Source organism: Pseudomonas sp. ASL8, assembly GCF_056680355.1.
This window is the reverse complement of the sequence record NZ_CM155278.1, coordinates 3,927,485-3,949,737: the sequence shown is the minus strand read 5'-3', so window position 1 is coordinate 3,949,737 and position 22,253 is coordinate 3,927,485. Positions and strand designations below refer to the sequence as shown.

9 protein-coding genes are annotated in these 22,253 nt (G+C 57.4%); 4 read left to right on the top strand and 5 right to left on the bottom strand.

All coding sequences use genetic code 11. The features are described 5' to 3' along the window. Positions 1–317 precede the first annotated feature (317 nt). From AC1MEA_RS18160 to AC1MEA_RS18145, 4 genes are all read left to right on the top strand, one after another. Positions 318–2,021 carry a dynamin family protein gene (locus AC1MEA_RS18160; RefSeq protein WP_166590603.1) on the top strand — a complete coding sequence of 568 codons (1,704 nt, stop codon included), beginning with the start codon at positions 318–320 and terminating at the stop codon, positions 2,019–2,021. A gap of 13 nt (positions 2,022–2,034) precedes the next feature. Continuing rightward, positions 2,035–4,278, top strand: a complete 2,244-nt coding sequence (locus AC1MEA_RS18155) for a dynamin family protein (protein ID WP_166590602.1) — start codon at positions 2,035–2,037, stop codon at positions 4,276–4,278. Then, entirely contained in the window at positions 4,278–6,362 is a 2,085-nt protein-coding gene (locus tag AC1MEA_RS18150; protein WP_277784142.1) for an SMC family protein, read from the top strand. Before AC1MEA_RS18155 ends, AC1MEA_RS18150 begins: the two co-directional genes overlap by 1 nt. An 845-nt stretch (positions 6,363–7,207) precedes the next feature. After that, positions 7,208–7,876 carry a hypothetical protein gene (locus AC1MEA_RS18145; RefSeq protein ID WP_480416984.1) on the top strand — a complete coding sequence of 223 codons (669 nt, stop codon included), beginning with the start codon at positions 7,208–7,210 and terminating at the stop codon, positions 7,874–7,876. A gap of 249 nt (positions 7,877–8,125) precedes the next feature. Here the strand turns inward: AC1MEA_RS18145 and AC1MEA_RS18140 are convergent, their stop codons facing one another. Genes AC1MEA_RS18140 through AC1MEA_RS18120 form a run of 5 tightly spaced genes read right to left on the bottom strand, consistent with a single transcriptional unit; the run spans position 8,126 to position 22,004 of the window. Then, positions 8,126–12,382, bottom strand: coding sequence for a sacsin N-terminal ATP-binding-like domain-containing protein (locus AC1MEA_RS18140; RefSeq protein WP_480416983.1), 4,257 nt, complete (start codon positions 12,380–12,382; stop codon positions 8,126–8,128). Then, positions 12,379–14,496, bottom strand: a complete 2,118-nt coding sequence (gene recD / locus AC1MEA_RS18135; protein WP_480416982.1) for an exodeoxyribonuclease V subunit alpha — start codon at positions 14,494–14,496, stop codon at positions 12,379–12,381. Before recD ends, AC1MEA_RS18140 begins: the two co-directional genes overlap by 4 nt. Next, positions 14,493–18,188, bottom strand: coding sequence for an exodeoxyribonuclease V subunit beta (gene recB, locus AC1MEA_RS18130; protein ID WP_480416981.1), 3,696 nt, complete (start codon positions 18,186–18,188; stop codon positions 14,493–14,495). Before recB ends, recD begins: the two co-directional genes overlap by 4 nt. Beyond that, a complete protein-coding gene (recC, locus tag AC1MEA_RS18125) occupies positions 18,185–21,661 on the bottom strand; it encodes an exodeoxyribonuclease V subunit gamma (RefSeq protein ID WP_480416980.1) in 3,477 nt (1,158 codons plus the stop codon). Before recC ends, recB begins: the two co-directional genes overlap by 4 nt. Then, on the bottom strand, positions 21,648–22,004 hold the full coding sequence (locus AC1MEA_RS18120) for a hypothetical protein (protein WP_480416979.1): 357 nt from the start codon (positions 22,002–22,004) through the stop codon (positions 21,648–21,650). The genes recC and AC1MEA_RS18120 overlap by 14 nt, the downstream gene beginning before the upstream one ends. Positions 22,005–22,253 lie beyond the last annotated feature (249 nt).

Below are 22,253 nucleotides of genomic sequence, written 5' to 3'. Positions count from 1 at the left end.
GTACCGCATTGATGCGGTACCGGCAGCTTAACAAACAAGGACGTGCGCATGCCTTTGCCACCCCCTCCCATGACCTTCAAGTGCAATCATTGCGCTTGGAGTAAAACCACAGCGCCAACCAGTGATGCGCTGGGCCCCGGCGATTGGTACCAAAAATGCCCGAAATGCGGTAACCCGGATCTGCAACTTTCACGGGCCGGTGCCATTGCCGCGCTGCTGGCAAAGGCTTGCAGACGCTTGAACATCTGAGCGCGCTCGGCACTTGACACCCCTCCCGAATCCCCGCGCCAACCATCAGCACTTAAAGGATTATCACCATGCTTGAGAGTCAGAAAGAGTTTGCCACCTACTTGAAGAAGATGCAGGGGCTGCTCAACGGCCAGGAGTTTTCATTCGATCAGACGTTGCTTCCAAAAGTGATGGAGACCGAGCTCGTAGTTCCCGTGATCGGGGCCTTCAGCGCCGGCAAGAGCTCTCTGTTGAATGCGCTGATGGGAAGCGAAATATTGCCGGTGGGGATTGCCCCAGAAACTGAACTGGCCACAGAACTGCGTTACTCCTCCGAATCCTACCTGCTGGCGATCAAGCCCGATGGTGCGCAGGAACGTCTGCCTGTCGAAGCGTTGAGCTCGATCAATTGTCGTTCCAGCGAATTTTCCCACCTGCGCCTGTACCTCGACAGCGAGGCACTGAAGGCCATTGCTCCTTTGGTGCTGGTCGACATGCCAGGGTTTGGCTCCTCGCTGGAGAACCACAACAAGGCGATTGCTTACTACCTGCCGCGCGGCGTGCACTTTGTGGTTCTGACCAGCATCGAGGACGGCAACATCACGCAGTCAATGCTGCGCAAGCTCGACGAACTGAAAACCTACAACACTGACTTCACCTTCCTGTTGAGCAAGTGCAACCTGCGCGCAGCCGATCAGGTTGATGAAGTGCGTGCCTATGTTGATGACCAGCTTTCGGTGTATTTCGGCGATCACTATACCTCGGTCGCCGTTGGCAATCGCGGAGGCGAGGAACTGACCCGGGCGCTTACCGCGTTGCAGCCCGACGCACTGTTCACGCGTCTGTTCATCGACATCCTCAAGGATCAGAACTTCGATGTGCTGGCGCAGATCAACCTAGCGCTGAGCATGCTCAAGAAGGACAAGGCCGAAAGCGAACAAGCCGCGCGCTCACTCGATCAAGCCCTGGCCAACCTGCTGGAACAGCGCAAGGAAGTCGAGTCCGACCTCAAGGAACGCTACTCAGGAAAGATGCTCGACCGTTGCCTGCGCGGTGTGGATAACGCGCTCAACGACTCGCTCGACGAACTGGTCAGTCTGGGCATGGGTAGAAACCAACAAGGCTTGGCCACTACCATCTCCGACATCATTCGCAGCAGCCTGGCCAGCAACATCAAATCCGAAGTACAGGAAATTTCCAGCAGCATGGTCGACCGGATTGCCAGCAACCTGAGTACAACCAGCAATCAAATGTCGTCACTCGACATCAGCAGCAACTGGAGCGAAGAGCTCTCGAACAAGGTCAAGTTCTCGCTGGAACGAACCACCGAAATGCTGAGTGACTGGTCCGCGCGCCTGAGCAACCGCCCCGAGGCCGACAAAAACGGTGGCGTCATGCTTTACCGCAGCCTGTCTACCGTGCTGGCCGTCACCACCGCAGTGGTCAATCCCCTGCTGGAACTGGTGATCATCTTTCTGCCCGAGATCATCAAGATGTTCAACGGCGGTAACGAGCGCGAGAAATTCCGGCAGAAGCTGACCGGTGAAGTGTTTCCCAACATCAAGGCGGAGCTGCGCGGAAAAATCCCGGCGATCATCGACGAGCAACTCAATGCCATGCTGAAAAAAATCAGCGACGGATTCGAAGAACAGATCAACAAGCAAAAGCATGTGGTCAACACCATTGCCCAGGAAAATCTCCAGCGCGAAGTGCAGATCACCGAAAAAACCGCCGCCCTGGAAGGACTCTCCCATGCAGTGAAAAACACTGCGAACGAACATCTGTACAAGTAAGGCGGACGAACTCATGGATTACCAAGCTCTCGTGGCTTTCAGCGAAAACCTGCACCAACTGGCTGAAAGCAATCAGGACCTGTTCGGACGCGAACTCGATCAGTTCAAGCGGATGAACGGTATCGACCGGCCGCAGCAACTCGACCAGGCCTGCCAGACGCTGCAGAACCAGAATCGGCTGATGAACATCGGCATTGTCGGGCGTGTCAAAGCAGGCAAATCGTCGTTACTCAACGCGTTAATTTTCGACGGCGAACCGATTTTGCCCAAAGCTGCCACGCCCATGACCGCAGCACTGACCACCATCACCTGGGGCGAAGTGTTTCAAGCCAAGGTCGAGTTCTACAGCGAGGCGGACGTCGCCACCATCAGGTTCAAAGCCGACCAGTTCGAACAACGCCTCACTGCACGCAAAGTCCAATGCCTGGAAGAGCTGGTCAAACGCCGCACCGCCCAAGCCAACGGCACGCCCATCAACATCGAAGAGCTTCGCGCTCAGGCCGATAAGCGAGCGCTGAGCGAACTGCAGCGTGAAGAAGGTCTGTTTGCCGCTCACGACCAGTATCAGCGTATGAAACGCTCGGGGCTGGAACTGACCGCCTTGCAATCCCACAGCGAGATCCAGGCCGACACGCCCAAGGAACTGGCAGCGCGTTTGCACGACTACGTCGGCGCCACCGGCGAGTTCATGCCGTTCACCAAGACCGTGCATGTCTTTATGCCGCTCGAAGCGTTGCGCGACATCTGCATCATCGACACACCAGGGATGAACGATCCGGTGCAGTCCCGTGAAGAGCGGACCGTCGAACTACTGAAAACCTGTGACGTGGTGTTCATCGTCAGCCCAGCTGGGCAATTCCTCAATGAACAAGACCTTGAAGTCATGGGCCGCATCACCCAGAAGGAAGGCATTCAGGAACTGGTGCTGGTCGCAAGCCAGGTTGACACGCAACTCTATGGTAGCGAAAAACGCGCCAGGTTGAGCGATGCCCTAGACGCCATCCGCGGCCAACTCTCGACGCGGGCACAAAGCACACTGACTGATCTCAAGCAGAGCAGCCCTGAAGTCGGCGCCGTGTTCGACGGTCTCATCGGCTCCGTGCACCGCAATCTGCTACACAGCTCCGGTTTGTGCCACAGCCTCAACCGCCGTTTCGACACACCTGAGATTTGGGACTCCAACGAGCAAGTGACCTGGGAAAACCTGACAGGCGATTACCCCGACTACTTCACCCGCGATAACCGGGACCTGTCGCTGAACAGCCTCGCCAGCCTGGCAAACATCGACGCGATCAAACTCGTTCTCGCTCAGGTGCGTGAAAAGAAAGCCGAGATCACCCGGCAAAAGCTGGTCAACCTGGCCGTCAGCAAGCAAAAGAATCTGGAGGCGTTCAAGGGCCAGATCATCAACCTGGCCCGCAACCAGATCGCGCAGGTCAAGAATGCCAACGTCGAGCAACTGGACGCCCAGCTCGAACTACTTGAATCCAAGCGACTGGAGCTTTCTCTGGCTCTGGACTTCAGCTTCAAAGGCAGCATGTTCGATTACCGCCAGAAGCTGCGTGACGACATGCGCAAGGTGGCCGACCAACTGCTGCGCGAGTCCAAGGCAACCATCAAGGAAGCGGAAGGTTCCTACAGCACGACCATCACCACCGACAACGATGGTGCCGGCAGCTGGATCGCCAGAAAGCTATGGGGCGGCGGCACCACCGAGAGAACCGTGGTTCGTTCCAAGATCATCAGCAGCCAGGTCGTATCCACGATCAACGGTTTCATGAATGACATTCAGGATGAGCTGGGTGCGAAGGTCGAACGCTCCCATCAGTGGTTGAACGAGGAACTGGGCAGAAACCTGACGCCCAAGATTCGTGAGGTTCTGGAAAAAGACGCCAATGCTCAAATGATCAAGCAAGCGATTCTTTCCGTCATTCAGACTATTCCGGACGATGACTTCAACCTGGGCATCGAACTGCCGGAAGACCTGAAAAGTCGTGGAACGCTCAAAGGATCTGATGCCGAAAACTTCAAGGATACGGCCGACGACTTCGTGGGCTCGCTGGGAAGCAAGGTGAAAAGCAAAATCAGCACATTCATCAGCAACGTAGAGCGCAATGCCCCAACCACGATCTCCGATTCATTCGTCGATGAGATCCAGCGCAAGATCAACGTACTCAAAGATCAGGTCAACAACGCCGCACAAACCATAGACCGGCTTGAACGATTGGTCCGCAAGACCGAAGAGGTTGCACAGTGATGAATCCTCCTCGCATCAATGAGCAGGCATTGCCGACGCTCGAATCGATCTCGCGGTTCTGGCAATTCAAGCGCAAAAAACTGGCTACAGCGCTTCAGGCCCACCTGCTCGATGCTCAAAGTCAGCTCGAAGCGCTGTACAGCGTCAACCAACAGCTGACTGCACAGTCTGCCGCGCAGAATGACGACATCCGCTCACTGCAATCGCGCAGCGAGTCCCTCTCCGAGCAGCTGCAGGCAGAAACGGCCAGCCTGGTGTCGACGTCCGTGGCGTTTGCTCAGGAAAAAATCAAACTTCAGAAAGCCATGGTCGCTTTGACCCAGGCAAAAGCCAACACCAGAGAGCTGGAAGAGCGTCAGGCTCAGGCGCTGAAGCAAATTACCGAACTGGAAACCTTTCTCGAGGACCACAAGATCCAGTTGCTGTCCAAGGAGCAGAGCGTCAAAGAGCTTCAGGCTCATTTGCTTGATGCTCATAGCCAGCTCGACAAGCTGTACAGTGTCAACCAACAGCTGACTGCACAGTCTGCCGCTCAGAATGACGACATCCGCTCACTGCAATCGCGCAGCGAATCTCTCGTCGAGCAGCTGCAGGCAGAAACGGCCAGCCTGGTGTCGACGTCCGAGGCGTTTGCTCAGGAAAAAATCAAACTTCAGAACGCCATGGTCGCGTTGACCCAGGCAAAAGCCAACGCCAGAGAGCTGGAAGAGCGTCAGGCTCAGGCGCTGGCGCAAATTACTGAACTGGAAACTTTTCTTGAGGACCACAAGAACCAACTGTTGTCCAAGGAGCAGAGCGTCAATTTGCTGGAAAACCTGGCCGAGCAACTCACGGCGTCGCACCAACACTTGGAGAACAACTACGAAGAAATCAACCAACGCCACCTGTCACTGACTGAAAAATTCGCACTGGTGAGTAAAGTGCTGGCCCAGCAGCCGCCGCGCAATGACGCGCTGACCGCGTTTGCCGATCTGATCAACAACGACTACATGGACTTCGCCGGCCGAGAGTCGTCATTGGCCGATGAAGCTCAAGCCGTTCTGGCAATGCAGGCGGTACTCGCCGAGATGCAGATGGTCACTAACTTTCCGAGCATTGCCGGTAAGACCATCCTGAGCATCGCTGGCGGCTTCAGCAGCGGCAAGTCGGCGTTCGTCAACAGTTTCATCAAGGATCAAAGCGCACAACTGGCGACGGGCCTGACTCCCGTGACCGTGGTGCCAAGCTATGTGGTCTGCTCGGAAGAAACCCGGATCAAGGGCTATTCCTACACTGGCGGTTCCATTGACCTGGACCCTGACCTTTACGTCTCCCTGTCCCATGAATACGTCAAAGCGTTCGGTTTCGACCTGCGGCGTATCCTGCCCTTCATCAGCGTAAAGGTGCCCATGGACCCCGAGCTGTTCGAAAACCTGTGCATCATCGACACGCCGGGCTATAACCCCGGGGCGTTCAATGGCGCGGAGGGCGCAGACCGAGGTACGGCGGCTTCACTGGTCAACCAGGCGTCAGCGCTGGTCTGGGTGATCGGCCTTGATCCGGCCGGCACCATTGACCAGTCCGATATCGAATTCATTGAATCCACGCCGTTTCGCGGTGATTCGCTGTACATCGTGCTGAACAAGGCCGACGTGAAATCCACGCAGGACATTGAACAGATCATGGAGCAAGTGGCCGATGACCTAAGTTACGCCGACATCGCCTTCTCGGGCATGTGCGCCTACTCGTCCACGCGCAAGAAAGAATACGCGGTCAGCGGTCAAACCTTTGCCGAGTTCTTGCGTTCCATCAACCGAAAGGTGGATGTCGTCGGCAAGGTCGGCACCAAGCTCGATGCGGTGTTCGACGAATACAAGCAAGCGCTTGAGACCGATATCGAGCAACTGGAGAGTCGCAAAGGGGAATTCAACGCATTCAAGCTCGATGCGCTGGAAATAGGTGGAACAGCGTTGTTCGACCGAATTGATCAGGCGTTCCCGCTGACTGAGCAGATGTTCGAATCTTCAGGGCTGGAAAGACTGGTGGATGAATGCGAAAGCCTTCGCCGCAAACTCAAACTCGCAGCTCAGCAAGCCTTGGCTTAACTTGCTGAAGGGACCTTTAGTTTCTTTATCTCGCGGGTGATCAACGAACGAGACAAATTGGCGTGGGCCCTATGCGATGGCACGTAAGAGCGTATTGTGAGAAGAATCGTCAATACTGCGGCTTTGTCTCAGCAAGCTACGGGGGGTTCCGGAGTTACTCGACAGGTCCGCCCCCCGTCGCGATGGACGACGACTGGAACAGCGAAATATCGGTGATCATCACACCCGACGAGCGCCTGAACGACACATAGCGAGCGATCATGTGACCTTTCCTGGCGACGCCTGCAGCCCCTGAACGAGCAGCAAGCACCCGAGTAGCAGAGCCGCATCCTCGCCCTGCTCCAGAGCGCCGCCGATACCTATGTGCCGCCTGAACGTGATCAGGGGCTACACCTTCGCCACTCTCCTCATGCAAACGACCCAAAGCCCGCGAGCCCTGAAGATGATTCCAGAGTCGTAGCCTCCAAATCGTTGAGTGCGTCAGGATTATTGGCCAGAACTTCACAGCTAATGGTCTCGTAATGTTTCCGCAGTAGTGACGAATCGAGCAAGACACACCGGGCATTGGCCGCGTTGATGGAATGCTAGATTATCTCGCCTGTAGCCCCCCAATCTCCATTAATTCGCCATGCCCGCTCCGGCGTAGGCAGCCATCAACTCACGGGTTCATGAAACAGAATATTGTTCGTTAATGGCAAGATGCCACGCAATGGCTTGGAGACGTCGATCATGGCGCATCCTTTAAAGAGCATTGCTAGGGCGTCCCACTAGTAAAACATCTGCGCGACACAGCTTGTCGCAAGGATGTCTGAATATCGCTTGCCCCCCATATCGAGGATGAGTCGTTGGATAACATCAAGGCACACGCACTGGTTAAACAGACTTTTGAAATTATCATGCAGGCCCGTTCCTCTGAGGAGCTTTTGAACTTCGTCGAAGCTGATTCACTGCTTAATAAAAATCGGCTCGACCGCGAGGAATACCCCGAATTGAAACTGTTCATCAGCCGGGAAGAAATTACTGCGTTGAAAGCCTCGGGCGTGCTCACCGAGACAGGTCGATTCGATGCTCGGCTCAGCGCCACAAAAATGAGTTCTTTGGAAAAGCTGCTCTATGCGATGGCGTGGAAGAACGGCGACCTACGCAAGATCACTCATATCGTAGACGGCATCCATTCCGCTGGTTCAAGCACTCCCCGAAAGAACGGTGCAGGCCAGGTATTTCATCAATTCGGTCGCCATTTGGCAGATCGCAAAGAACCCATCATTGATCAGCATGTACTGCGCGGCTTCATGCTGTGGAGACATTCCGGAGCAGACGACAAGCAGGTAAACAAGATTCGCCGGATGAACCTACTGGACCGACACGGTGTTGATATCAACGAATACAAAAACTGGCTGAAGACCGCCTCGCTGACCGAAGAACTGAGACAAGAAAGCGACCATGTGATGAACATCGACAGCGTGCTGTTCGCCTTGGGCAAGACTGTCAAGCTGGGCAAGGGCAAAGATTGATTACAGGTTATCTACCCACTCGAGAATGGCGCCAGAGAGTCCCTCATGAAAAACTACTCAGCCTTCATGCAACGCATCGCGGCTCCTGCCGGCCCAAAGGCCAACTTCACCATCACCATACAAGCCGTGACTACCAGTCATGGCCAAGATAGCGGCCGAAGCACAGTAACCTGGCTACAAGTGCATCAACGTACCCACTCAGATGCGCCGAAAAAACACTGAAATGCGGGACGTGGACCGCCCCTCCGCTCACTGATCAAGTACGAACATCCACTCTCCTGGACGCAGTCCATCTTCGGCGAGATCTTGCAGTGCTGAATGGTGCTTGTCGAAAACGTCCATCACATTGGTGACATCCTGGGATTTGCCATCGTTGCTGATCAGCCACAGTCGCCAATCAATGGAATGCTTGCGATAGTCCAGGGCGCGACGTCTTTCATTTTCAGAAACGAAAAACCGCCCATTGGTGGAGAGCGCAACGCGTTTGACCTCGACTTGCAGGAACTTGCCATCACGCGGTACCAGAACATCGAACCCCGCGTTACCGACGTAGTTCGCGACATGCAGCAATTTACGCATCTGCTCCTCGCTGGTCAGGCACTCGGCGCGGCGCAGCCCTTCAGCGCCAAGAAACGCGAGGGGAACAGCCAATGCCTCACGAAACGCCTGCGGTTCCTTGCGGAACCAATTCAAGGCATCAGGTACGCAAACAGCGAGAACCGCTTCTTCGGCACGCAAGCCGCCAGCAGCCTTGCGCCGCTGCTCATGGATGAAGTGATCCTCATCCGGGGGCGTGTCACGAGCGCTCAGGCTGACCTTGGTGACATCGAACGATTTCAGGATCGGTTTGAGCGGCGATCCGGGTAACGCGCCCAACCACAGTTTGCCGTTGGCAAAGTCCAGAGCCTGGGCTGAAGGCAATGCATCCCGGCGCTCAACATTCAATCGGCGATGCAGAACTGCCTGGGAATCGAAAAACATCATTTTCAGCCGTGCACTCTCATCTGGATGCGCAACCTTGATTTCCTTTTGTAGCCGTTCCAGCAAAGCTTGAGTCCAGTGTTCACGAGGAATCGCCTCAATAGCAGAAGCCAGAGCGGGCAAGGTGTCGGCCAGCACCAGCGTCGCTGCGTGGATACCGGCGAAGTCGACAAGCGGACGAAGCTTGCTGATCCCCGCCAATGCCGCTGTCACCTCATCTTCTGCGACATTCCTGGCATTCAGAAAAATCTCCGGTCTGATTACCATTCCCGGGAATGGCTCGTAGCTCAAACCCGACGCAAAGCTTTCCAGCACTTCGCGAACAGATGCGACCCAAAGCAGACGATCTTCGACAGTCAATACCAAGGCATCAATGCGCAGCCGGAACTCCGCAACTTCCTGATCAGATATCCCGTATTCACGGCGAAAGCGCTGGACAGCTCCTGACACGCGCCCGTCTTCACCGACAGAATCCGCAGCATTGCTCCACGCATGCAGCCCATCCTTGAATAACGCGCCGAACGCCCGTTTTTCCGTCAGCAGCTGGCTCAAGGGATGTGCGCACTCGACCAAGGGCACATCCGGTCCATCGAACCAGAGTTCATGCGTCCCTTGCTCATCGACGTGTTCAAAGACATCACCGACCGAGTCTTTGCCCAGGCAGCCGAGCCTGCCGTCGAACGACCATTCGATCCAGACATCGTCGTAGTGACGGATGATCAATCTAGCGAAAACATCCAACGCCTTGTTGGCGTCGAAATCGTTGTGCGCCGCGCTGGCAGCCGCCATCAGATCCGGTATGGCCAGGTGCAACCGGCTACGCAGCTTCGCCGCCAGCGGATCATTGCTGTCGCCGTGACAGCTGACTTTTGCCGTCACTGGCGCGAAGTTTTTTAAACCGTAGTGGGTGGCGTTCTGTTTGCTCAGTTTTCTGACAACCCATAATTTGATGTCATTGAATGAGAGCAACGCGGTGGGATTTTCCCCCGTGTCGTGCCAGATACCATCCGCTGCGCCGCCCCACGCCAATCCCTGTTGACGCCCCGCTTCGCCGATGACTCGATAGAGCAAGGGCGGCGTCAGGCTTTCGTGCTTAAGGGACAAATCCACCAGATTGCGATACAGCTCGCTCAAATCACGCAGTTCCGCCGAGTCCAATGCGCGCGGATCAATGTGCAGCAGGTGCTCAAAGGCACGGCGCACTCGCTCGGCACCATTGGTCTCCAGCGCATTGGCAATCCTGAGCTGTGCGTACCACGTCGCTTCACTACCTCGTTCCACCTCCAAACGTGGCAAAAGCCGGGTTCTGAATCCCCCGCTGGTCTGCTGACGCCAGACGTCCAATGGCGCATAGGGGCCATTGCCCAACAGCCCGTCACGGATCAAAACCGGGCCCCCGCTCTGCAGCCAGCGGCACTGCTCCAGGGCCGCCAACAGATACCGGCCTTCCTCGCGAGCGAGAAAGCCGGATAGCAATGGCCAGTGCGCAATTAGGTCGCTCATCGTCTCGGCCGGCAACTCATCGGGCAACTCGACAGTTTCAGGATTGGATAACGGAATGGGGCCAATACCCAACAGCAGACACAGATCATCGACAGTCGGCAACAGTGCCATGCTGTTAACGACCTCAGCCAGCCAGCGCTCATCCAGTTGCGGCCATGGTCCTCTGATTCGTGCACACGCCTTTGCGGCATGCCAATTGCCATCCAACCCTTTCACCATCAGGCTGGCCAGGCTTGCACCGGCATTGGCGGCAGTTTCTTTGCTCACAAAGCGCCAGGCCGCGCCGACACCACGCTCTTTCGCTCGTTGCAAAAACGAGCCTACTCCAGCGGTGCCTTCATGGCCGGCCAGACCTAGTGCTGCGGTGATCAGCTCGACATGAGCTTGTTCATCAGTGCCGGGACGCAGTTGCGCGAGTATTTCCGGTCGCTCGAAGTTAATCAGCCCCTGGTCCGCGAGGGACATGCCGAGGCCGGGCGCGAAGGTCGTGACGAAGGAATGTTGACGCATGATTACCGGCGCCAACTCCGTTTGCAGATCACGACCAGGACGACGGTGATATATTCTGTCGGTGTCGGGGCCGCGACGCTGCCCCTGAGTAACCTGAAGCAAAGGCAGTGCTCGGCTGACGAGCATGTTCGCGGCAACTTCTTCGCCAACAATCGGCAGGACCGGAGCACCACTGGCCTGAACGCGCTCCATCAAATGCTGGCGATACTGTGAAAGCTGACGTGGCCCGATGCTGCGATAAGCATAATCAGTCCAGGCTTCAAGCGCCTCGAACAGCTGTCGATAACGCGCAACAGGCCATTTTCGATCAGTCGGGAAACTCTCCCTCACCATTCTTTCAAATACCGCACCCTGTCCCTGCCAGAACAACGTGGCGACTTCACGTTTCAGGTGCGGGCAAGTACAAGCGCGCGGAGTGGCGTATTCCCAGAATGTTTCAGCCAGGCAAACTTCCGGCGTTTGCCAAAGTTCGACTATGCACTCAGCGGCCAGCCGCACCAGAGTCGCATTCCACCCGGCCGGATCAGTCGCTTGCGCAGTGCCTTCTAGCTTTCGCAGCGTCAGGTGACGGCGCGAATTGCTCAGGTAAAAATCGCCATGAATATGCACACCAAACCCGGCGGGCTGCTCGGTGGGCAAATAGGACCAGTATCGCGAGTAGCTCGGGTCATCGGACGCAAGTACCCGCACATCAGCGACGTCCAGATCCAGCCCGGTGCTGGCACGCACTTCGACAGGAACTACCATCTGGCGCTGCGCCATCGCCAGGTAATCCGTGGCGTCGATGACATGGGTGACTTTCTTCTCCCCAGCGACGCTCAAGGTAATCCGCAAGCCGGGGACGGCGCGTTCCTGCAGGAAGGCCAGCGGTCCACGGCTTAACTCCGCCATGGACGCCTCAATGCTGGCAACGACCTCAGGCTTGCTGATGTCCTGCAAGCGAATCAGTGTGACATGCTCTGAATCGAGTTCTGGCTGGGCCGAGAGCATCAGCGGCGCGTAAAAGCTGGCCGCGTCCTGGCTGACCCAGCCGTCAACGGCCACCGCGAAGCGCGCCGGATGTTGCAGATGCATGCCCCACCAATGGCCATCTTCAGCACGACTCCAGACCTCGACCTGACTGCCGGCACCAAATACCGAACGAAAGCCGACACCTTTATTGCCAATGCTTTCGCCAGCTGATTTGCTGCTCGAATGCATGCTCAGCAACGCCTGAATATCGGAGCGACGCCCGTCCACGCTCTGGGTCGTGATCGCGCGTCCATCGTTGGCGACTTCGAGAATCTGTCGTTGTCGATCCCAGCGAAGCAAAATATGGCCAGTAGCGCGATCAAGGGCGTTTTGCAGCAGCTCGAAGACAACCCGTCCCGAATAATCCTGCACCACCGCTTTTTCCGAGCCCAGGTCCCGCAGCCGAGTACTTTCCGGCAGGTGCCGATGTTCTTCGAGATGCGCGTGCAACAGGGCCCGCACCTGTGCAAGGTTGTGGGGTAATCCCTTGATACCGATCATCGTTGAGCCTCTTTGGACAACTCAGCCTTTAACTGCAATGCCAGCCCACTCAAACGCTGTACATTGCGGCTCACCGCGCCCTCAAACACCCCAGGGCCGGCCTCAATCAGGCTGAACCAGTTTTTCGCGCGGGTAATGCCGGTGTAGAGCAGCTCCTTGGTCAGCACCGGGTTTAGCGCATCCGGGAGCAGCAACGCGGTGTGGTTGAATTCCGAGCCCTGGGATTTATGCACGGTCATGGCGTAGACCGTTTCGACTTCAACCAGCCGGCTGGGCAAGACAAAGCGTACATCGCCAGTGCCGTCATTGCGGGGGAACGCCACCCGCAGGATCATGCGTCCGGGTTGACTGTCATCGGGCACAGGAAGGTAGAGCGCTATGCCGATGTCGCCATTCATCAATCCCAGGCTGTAGTCATTACGGGTGACCAGCACTGGTCGGCCTTCGTACCAGCCATGGTCGGTGTCGATCAGTTTGCGATGTTTCAGCTCGCCGGCCACGCGCAGATTCAATCCTTCTACGCCCCAAGGGCCACGGCGCAAGGCGCAAAGCAGCCGGAACTCATCGAAGGCTTTGAGAACATTGCTCGCCCATTGCACCCAGCCATCGCTGTTCCAGACAGTGCCAGTTGCCGGCCGCAGCTGTTGCAATTGCTCCAGGTAATAGCGATAGCCCGGGGGCTTGCCGTCAGCCTCGGGATGACCATCGATAATTAGACGGGTAAGTTTGCTGTCTTGTTCGCCTCGCAGTTTCAAGCTGAACAGTTGTTCCGGCGGATGTTCGAGCAGTTGACGAGCCTCGCCAGCATTCTTTTCGTTGACCAGCTTTGCCAGGCGTCCTATGCCTCTGTTGGCATCGAAACGTCGCGAGTAACGCAGCATCACTGTCTGCTGCGCCAAAGGGTCGCCCAGGCCCTCGCCAAGTTGCAGGCCCGTCGCCTCAACTGCTTCGTGGGTGTGTTCAGTGAGCCAGGCGCTGGTCGCCGCAGAGTAACGCCCAGCCTCGGCGTCGCGACACAGGTCACCCAGCACGGCGCCAGCATCGACAGAGGCCAACTGGTCCTTGTCGCCGAGCATGATCAAGCGTGCCTGCAGCGGCAAGACATCGAGCAGGCAGGCCATCATTTCCAGATCAATCATCGATGCTTCATCGACCACCAACACATCCAGCGCGAGAAGATTGTCCTGATGGTGGATAAAGTTGCGCGAGTCGGGACGACTGCCCAGCAAGCGATGCAGCGTCGAAACATCGGTGGGGATGGCCCGGCGAACGTCGTCCGTCACTTGCAGTTCGCTGACCGCCTTGCCGATGGACTCCGACAAGCGTGCAGCCGCTTTGCCAGTCGGCGCGGCCAAGCGAATGCGCAAGGGTTTGCCAGCCTCGACGGCCGGGGTCTGCAGCAGCCCCAGCAGGCGCACCACCGACGTGGTCTTGCCGGTGCCAGGCCCGCCGGTGATCACGCTGAAATGCCCACGAGCAGCCAACGCACAGGCCAGCTTTTGCCAATCGGTGATCCGCTGACCACCGTCCTTGGCCGATTCTGGAAACAATTCATCGAGCCGTTTGGACAAATGATCGGGGGTGATCGGCGGCTGAGTCAGTCGAGCGCTGAGCGCTTTGGCAATTTTCTGCTCGTAGTTCCAAAAGCGTCGCAGGTACAAGCGTTGCCCGGCGAGCACCAAGGGGCGCTCCGAGTAACGTATTGGGGTGTCGCGGTCTTCGACCAGATCACTGGCAGCCAGCGCCTGGCGCCAGGTGACCGCATCCAAACCGTGCAACCACTGCGATGGTAGCTGTCCACCTTCATCGCCTTCAGGCGGCAGCGAAAGGACGAAGTCCGGCGCGCTGAGGGTTGCCGTCAGATCGAGACAGGAATGCCCTCGGCCCAATTGATGGCTGGTCATCGCAATCGCCAACAGGACACTTGGCGGCGCTTGGGGGTCCTGCTCCAGGACGAACGCGGCCATTGAACGATCCAGGGCGCGCAGCCAACCGCGGGTCACCCAAAGCTCCAACTGCTGCAGCAAATCCTGGCTAGAAGCCTGAGACAGGGCAATCGCAGGTGCGTCGCTGCTGCGCTGGCTGTCACTGAGTTGTTTGAGTGTCAGGATCATACTGCCACCTCCGTGTGCTGGCCCATGAAAAGTCTGTCCATTTGTTCGATGAGTTGGCGAGGCGGTCTTTCGAAATGCACACCCTGGCTGGCAGAATGGTGCCCGCGCACGAATAGATACACAGCACCGCCCATGTGCCGGTCGTAGTCATAGTCACGTAGGCGCAACTTCAATTGCCGATGCAGGGCCAGCAGATAGAGGCAGAACTGCAGGTCGTAGCGCTTGCTGAGCATGGTTTCGGCCATCGATGCAGCGTCATAACTGTCGTCATTGCGGCCCAGCCAGTTGGACTTGTAGTCGGCCACGTAGTAGCGCCCCTGATGTTCGAACGTCAGGTCGATAAAGCCTTTGAACATACCGTTCAGCTGGCCGGGATTGAGTACCGGTCGCGGTTCGCCATTCAAGGTATATTGGCGCACCAATTTGTCGAGCTGCTGGACATTTACCGACTGACTGGAAAACCAGAACTCCATCTCCACCTGATAGGTGCTCAAGCCACTCAGGCTGACCGAGCTGCCGTCAAAACGCAGCGGTGTACTCAGATAGGATTTGAGCCAAGCCGCCAGTGGTTCGATCCAGGTTTCCCAGCTTCGCAGGTTGCAACGGCGGCCAACTGTGCTGTCGATCGACTCGGGCATGGCCTGAGCTTTCGCGAAGCCTTCGTTACCCGCCCACTCGAACAACCCATGCAGGAAAGTACCGGGGCCTGCGCCACGGGGAAAACCGTGAATGCCCGGACCCGCAGGAAGCGTCGCGACTATTTCATCCACAGCAAGGCCTTCCTCGGTGAGGTTCGCCTCCAGGGCCGTGGCAGGCTCAAGCCGCTGACCAGCTTCGGAGCCCATCAATTGGTTGCCGTCGGCGATGGACAGTGCCGAGTAGCTGGCGATCCACCAGTTTGAGGCGGGCTTATGCAATGGGATCAATGCCTGGCTGAGCTCGGCTTTTAGTGGTGGTGTATAACAATCATCCGTGGCCTCGGGTGCTGGTTCACAGACGATGTGTTCGCAGTCCCCGCGCAGGTCGGACAAAAGCGATTCAAGTTGCCCGGCAACAATCTTGTCACCGCCAGCCAGCAGATAACCCAGGCCGCCTTTATCCAGATCGGTCGCCTTGCCATTGGAGCGACCCACTGCTGCGATACCCAGCCAGGTGGCGTAACGGGCACGGGTCAATGCCACATAGAGCAGACGCATTTCCTCGCCCAGACGCTCGTCGTTGGCTTTTTCATACGCCACCCTGGCTGCCTCGGACTTGCCCAATTCGATGCACAACTCGCCGTCATCGTCGCCATGGAACATCGGCGGCGACTTGCTACGACCATTGAGTTCAGTCGCGTTGCAAATGAATGGCAGCAGAACCAGTGGATACTCCAGCCCCTTGGATTTGTGGACGGTGATGACTTTAATCAGATCAGCATCGCTTTCCAGACGCAGTATTTCTTCTTCACTGGCAGCTTGCAGCTGCTCGGCCAAGTGACGAATCAATGCATTTTCGCCGTCCAGCTCAGTGGCGCTACGCTGCAGCCATTCGGCCAGATGCAGCAAGTTGGTCAGGCTGCGTTCGCCGTCGGTCTGCAGCAACAAACGCGCGGGTATCTGAAAGTCTGCCATCAGTTTGCGCAGCATCGGCAGCACACCTTGCTGCTGCCAGAGATGACGATAATCCCGGAAGCGTAAAACCTGTTGCTCCCAGTAAAGTTCGTCATGGTTGAGCTGCTCCAGCGTCAGCCAGCTTAAGCCAATGCTGCGCGTCGCCAGCGCCGCCCTGAGCAGCCGATCCACTGAAGGCTCAGCGCAGGCACGCAGCAGATAAAGCAGGTCCTGGGCTTCTGGACTGTCAAACACCGAGTCGCGATCAGACAGATATACGCTGGCCAGTTTGCGCTGGGACAGCGACTTGCGGATGGCCTCGGCTTCGGTTCGATTGCGCACCAGAATCGCGATGTCGGCCGGTCTCAGGGCAACGAAGCTGCCATTGGGCTGACGCAGACCTGCTTGCTGGGCACCATCCGGCACCAACCAGGATTGAATAGCCGAAGCCGCTGCTTCTGCCATGCCTCGCCGGTACGCCCCGGTGCTGATCATGCCGTCAGTGCCGGGTAGGCTCCACAACGTCATCGCGGCAGCGGCCTCACCGCCTATTTCCAGACGCGCCTCGCGCCCCTTGGCAAGCACGGCGGAAAACGGCACTGGATTGGCAAAGCCTTCCCGGGCAAACCGAAAGGCCGCTCGCGGATGTCCTTCGGCAAACTCGAAACAGCGGTTGGCGGCCGTCACCATGGCCTCGGTGGAGCGGAAGTTTTTACCCAGGGTGTAATGTCGTCCACTGGTGGCTTCACGGGCGCTCAAGTAAGTGTAGATGTCCGCGCCACGGAAGGCGTAGATCGCCTGCTTCGGGTCACCGATCATGAACAGCCCGCTGTCCGGTGAATTGTCGGCGATACGGTAGATGCTTTCGAAAATTCGGTACTGCACAGGGTCGGTGTCTTGAAACTCATCGATCAAGGCAACCGGATACTGCTCACGAACAGTTTTTGCCAGTCGCTCACCCGACTGCCCCTGCAGCGCCGCATCGAGCCGATTGAGCAGATCATCGAAGCCGATTTCGGCGCGGCGCAGTTTTTCGGTATCGAAACGCTCGCTGATTTCAGCCAGCGCATGAAGTAGTAACTGGGCCCGAATGTCCTGCTTGCTTGCTTGATGGTCCGCCAAGGCGTCGATGGCTGCGAACGCTGGATGCGATGGGGCCTGTGCGCCACCGGTGAGTTTGAAACGCTCCTGACCAAACTTGCTCAGATTGCCAGGTGCGGTCTGGCCCTGGCTCCAGTTCGCCAAGGCCTCAAGCCACCCGGCAAATACCTGATCATCCTTGACGCCCCGATAGGTATTGCCATGCAGCTTGCTGCGCATGCCGTGCAGCAATTGTTCAATCTGCTGCCGGTCATCGCGCCATGCCGTTCGTGCGAGTTGCTCCAATGCAGAGAGGCTGACCTTCCAGTCAGCAGGCGCCTTGAGCAAGGCCGCCAGGGTTCCGGGGGCAGGCAATACTGCGCCGCCATGCATGAAGCTCGCAGTGCGCCGCGCCAGCAAGGACGAGAGCAGCTGACCGAACTCTTGAGGCCCGCTGAAATAGTCGGCGATCACCTCAGCCTGATCCAGCGATAGCCCATAAAAATGCCGCCGCCAGTAATCCCTCACCACCTCGGCCAGCAATTCGCTCTGATCGGTTTCCAACGTCTGGGTGAACAGGCTCCCGCTGTCGAAGGCATGCTCACGCAACATCCGATAACACCAGCCATGGATGGTCGAGACCGCCGCCTCATCCATCCACTCGCCGGCCAGTTGTAGGCGACGGGCGCAATCGGGCCAATGCTCAGCCGGATAATCAGCCCGTAGTTGCTCCAATAACGAATCGTGACTACCGAGGGGCTCGGCGAAACACTGCGCGGCTTCACTCAAACGCAGGCGGATACGATCGCGCAATTCCTGAGTGGCGGCGTCCGTAAAAGTCACGACCAGAATCTGCGGCGGATTGAGCGGCTCTTTGAATGCATTCGCGCCACCGTGCCCAAGCACCAGCCGCACATACAGCAACGCAATAGTGAATGTCTTGCCGGTCCCGGCGCTAGCCTCGATCAGACGGCTGCCGTGTAACGGAAAATTCAGAGACTCCAGATTCACGGGATTCATAGGTCGCTCCCTGCGCCAGCAGATGAAAGATGGTTAAACAGAGGGCCATACAGGTGTTCGGCCAACAACGTAAATCGTCCATCACCAGACAATGCATCGAAGTCGGGATAAGCGCGGCGCAAGGCGGCCGAACTGGCGACCTCCCCGGTCACCATATAGCCGCCCTCGAATGTTTCCCTGGCCTGGTCCAGAGCCGCGCCCCCACTGCCCGACAACCAGGCGAAAGCAGTCTTGCAGCCAACCGGCAGCGGTTCGCACATGCCCTCGACCCAGTATTGCAACAAGTGCTGCAGATGGTCTTGCGCAGTAGCCTTGCTCAATGGAGGGAACAGCACATTGCCGTTGAGACAAACCAAAATCGTCGTGCACGGCTCGGTACCCAGCTGCAAAGCAAGGTGCCGTACCCAGAGACGAACTAGGTTATGCCAACGAAAACCGTCGTCGGTGAGCAGTTTGTTGCTCACCAGTTGCACGTAGGCCAAGTCCTTCCCGGCGTTACGGCGCAGCCCGCCCAGCCAGTCGACGAAGCCTGGCGTCGAATCCGTCGGCTCGCACCTGAGCTCGATCTGGCCTGGCTCTACCTCGCTCCATTCCTGAATGGCCGCGTGGTAACGCGCCATCAGATCAGGAAGCGGTCCAGCAAGCTTGGCCGCACTCAGTGAGCCGAATGCCGCCAAGGGCAATTTGCCCTCCCGTTGCAAACGCTGCACATGCTGTTCCAGCTGGGCGTCCATATGCTCAGGCTGATAGGACTCCTCGACCCAGCGTTTGAGTGATTGGCTCAAGGTTTCCTGATGCTGCCAATTCTCCAGCGCGTCCAGCTCAAAAGGCTCCTCATCGCGGCTGACCATTTCATCACTGTCGAAATGTACCTTGAGGCGCTGTTGAAAGAACGCAGCCACCGGATCGCGCAGAAAACCCGCCAGTTGGCGCAGGTTCAAAGGCGTGTCTTGCTGGAGCGGTGTCAGCTCGATCGGCGCCAGCACTGCCTCGGCAACCGTATGAACGTTGCGCCACTCATGGGAATAGGTGAACAGACCGTCCGGCCCCGACAGATTCGCAAAGTACGAAGGGCTAAAGGGCTGCAGCGGGTGTTCCAGGGTCAGAGCGTCAATCAGCGCCTTCGGATTCTCCTCGCTACCGCTCAGTCGCCAACCGGTCGACAGGTGATCGCGCAGTTGCCCGATCAAAACCGATGGCACCCGCTCACTGTTGTCGCGGATATTGCGCCCCACCCAACTGACATACAGCTGATCCCTGGCCGACAGTAGCGCCTCAAGCAGCAGGTAGCGGTCATCCTCTCGGCGGGAACGGTCACCGGGACGGTAGTCATGACGCATCAGGTCGAAGTCGACGTGGGACTGCTGGCGAGGGTAGTCGCCATCATTCATGCCAAGCAAGCACACCACCTTGAAGGGGATCGCACGCATCGGCATCAAGGTACAAAAATTCACCGCGCCCGCCAGGAAGCGTTGGGACAGGCCGCCCTGATCCATGCCGCCAAGCCAGGTTTCGTGGACAACGCTCAGCGGCACCGCCTCATCAAACTCAGCCTCGTTGCAGGTTTTCAGCCAGTCATCGAGAATCTTCAGCAGTTGGTTGACGAGCAATTCATCGGCCTCGCCAACGGGCCGGAAAAACACCTTGAGCAGCGACTGTAAACGCTCAACCCAAACCTTCGGCACTGTGGGTTGCTGCAAGTCCAGACGGGCGATTTCCATGTGATCGAGCAGGGTCAGCAACGGGCCTGCCAGCGCGGCTTCGAGGCCGGAGACTTCGTCGTAAGGCTCGATGCCGTCCAGCGCCGGGCCTTTGCCCGCGGCATATCCCAGCAGCATGCGGCGCAAGCCGAAGCGCCAGGTGTTTTGTTCAAGCCCGGCTGGCATGTCCAGGCTTTCACGCTGCGCTCCATCGAGTCCCCAGCGAATACCGGACCCTTCAATCCAGCGATGCAGCGTAGGCAGATCGGCCTCGGTGACTCCAAAGCGGGCACGAAGCGCGGGCACATCAAGCAGGTCAAGAATATCGCTGACCGCAAAACGGCTCTGCGGCAGCTTGAGCAAGTGCTCCAGCGCGATTAACAGCGGCTCGCGACCACGCTGCCCTTGGTCGGCGAGAGTAAACGGGATGTAACGCGGGTCGTGGTAAGGCACTTGCCCGAAGACTGCCTCGATGTGCGGCGCATACGCGTTGATGTCCGGGACCATGACAATCACGTCACGCGGGCTGAGCCGTGGGTCTGCACTGAAACGGGCCAGCAGCTGGTCATGGAGGATTTCCACTTCTCGCTGGGGGCTGTGCGCCACATGGAAACGCACTGAGCGATCTTTGTCCGACAGTACCGGCGCCCAGTGTTCGCGAGTTTCAGTCAGTGGCCGCAGTTCCAGAATGTCGTCCTGCAACTGCGATAGTAGCGTCGGGGCCTCATCTTCACTGAACAGGTCGATTCGCCCGCCATTCACGTTCACAAACAGATGCCGGTAGCTGGAGGGGTCGTCGTAGCTGTCAAGCAGATTGATATAGTCGCGGCCCTGTTTTCCCCAGGCGGCCAGCAGTGGTTGACCGTTTTGATGCAGCGGATCTGCCAGCGTCGGGCTGGCAGCCTTATGTTGTTGACGTTTATAGCTGTGAAGCAGCAGGTCCTTGTCGGCCACGATATCGATCCAGTGATGACGACAGGGGTTATGTACGCAGAGCAGCACCTGACTGAACCGCGAAAGCATCGCTAAGGCTTCGAGCACCTGAGCCGGCATCGACGAAATACCAAACACCACAATGCGCCGAGGTAGACCTTGCGGAGCCTGTTCCACCGATTGCAAGCGGGCAACAAAGCGCTTATGGACACCTGCTCGGCTGCGCTCAAGCGCGCCTTCGCCGACATCCAGCAACAGCTCGCGCCACAGGTCGGCCTGCCAAAGATTATCGGCATCCAGCGGGTTAGGCATGCCATTGATCTGCTTGAGCTGGTCGCGGACTTCAGCCCAGTCTTCCAGCCAGTCCGCACGGTACACCTGGTACTGATCGAACAAATCGGCCAGACGCTCGGCTAACTGATGACACTTGCGAAGATCGTCGTCCTGCTCCAGAAACCGCTGCAGGCTCTGGAAATTAGGCTTGCTCATCAGCTGCGGCAGCAAGCGCATCAGCCGCCAGCTCAGGGGAGTCTTGTCCAGTGGCGAGGTTTCAGGTGTTGAGTCCTTACCCAACACTGATCGATAGGCTTGCCACAGAAAACGTGCCGGCAACTGCACGTCCAGCGCAGCTGCGATGCCGCAACCGCCTGCTTGAGGGTCATCGGCCAGGGCCAGCTTGAGCCACTGCGAAATACCATTACTATGGACCAGCACCACTTCGTTTTCCAGTGGTGCCAGCGGATAACGCTGCATCCAATTCACAGCCAAGGCTCGCAAATCATCGAGACGATTGCTGTGGATAATCATGAAGCCAGGCTTCAACTCGTCAGCGTCCTGCATAAACCACTCCCACATTCTTAGACTGTCGCCAACACCTGGGTGCCGGCATCAGAAAATCTGTTAGTACACTAGGGCCTGATTCGCCCTTAACGCCTTCAAAATCGGAACAAGGCCAAGCGCCGTTGCTGAGCGCAGACGGTTTTTTGAGCCAAAAAAAAGAGGTGTTTTGATGACCGACCGTAATGAAACGATCGGCACTCACCACCGCATAACTGTTGCGGGATTTTTCGGCGAGTTGTCGGTCCTGGCTGCACACGCTTTGTAGCAGGCCATCGAACACATCATGATCAAACAGATAAATCTCGGCGCCGTACTTCCAGATTCGCACGCCAAATTTGCGCAACCACTCATCCTGAAACGCACGAATTGTCCGCTGGGTACAGCGCTGAACGGCATGATGACTGAACTCCCCCCCCTTTCGCCCGCCTGGCGATGATCTACATGACATAGAAAACATCAAATCCTCCTTGATTCAGGCTTCAGCGGTCGGGGCCAAAATTCCGTACACGCAGACGATATGTCGTTAAACACTACCGGGGAATATTGGGCGGATATACAGGTCAAGTTTTGCAGCAGGTTCCTCGCGTCGACA

Excerpts from the sequence above, each read along its gene's own strand:
- AC1MEA_RS18160 (WP_166590603.1), top strand. The coding sequence starts at position 318 with ATGCTTGAGAGTCAGAAAGAGTTTGCCACCTACTTGAAGAAGATGCAG.
- AC1MEA_RS18155 (WP_166590602.1), top strand. The coding sequence starts at position 2,035 with ATGGATTACCAAGCTCTCGTGGCTTTCAGCGAAAACCTGCACCAACTG.
- AC1MEA_RS18150 (WP_277784142.1), top strand. The coding sequence starts at position 4,278 with ATGAATCCTCCTCGCATCAATGAGCAGGCATTGCCGACGCTCGAATCG.
- AC1MEA_RS18140 (WP_480416983.1), bottom strand. The coding sequence starts at position 12,382 with ATGATCGGTATCAAGGGATTACCCCACAACCTTGCACAGGTGCGGGCC.
- recD (WP_480416982.1), bottom strand. The coding sequence starts at position 14,496 with ATGATCCTGACACTCAAACAACTCAGTGACAGCCAGCGCAGCAGCGAC.
- recB (WP_480416981.1), bottom strand. The coding sequence starts at position 18,188 with ATGAATCCCGTGAATCTGGAGTCTCTGAATTTTCCGTTACACGGCAGC.
- recC (WP_480416980.1), bottom strand. The coding sequence starts at position 21,661 with ATGCAGGACGCTGACGAGTTGAAGCCTGGCTTCATGATTATCCACAGC.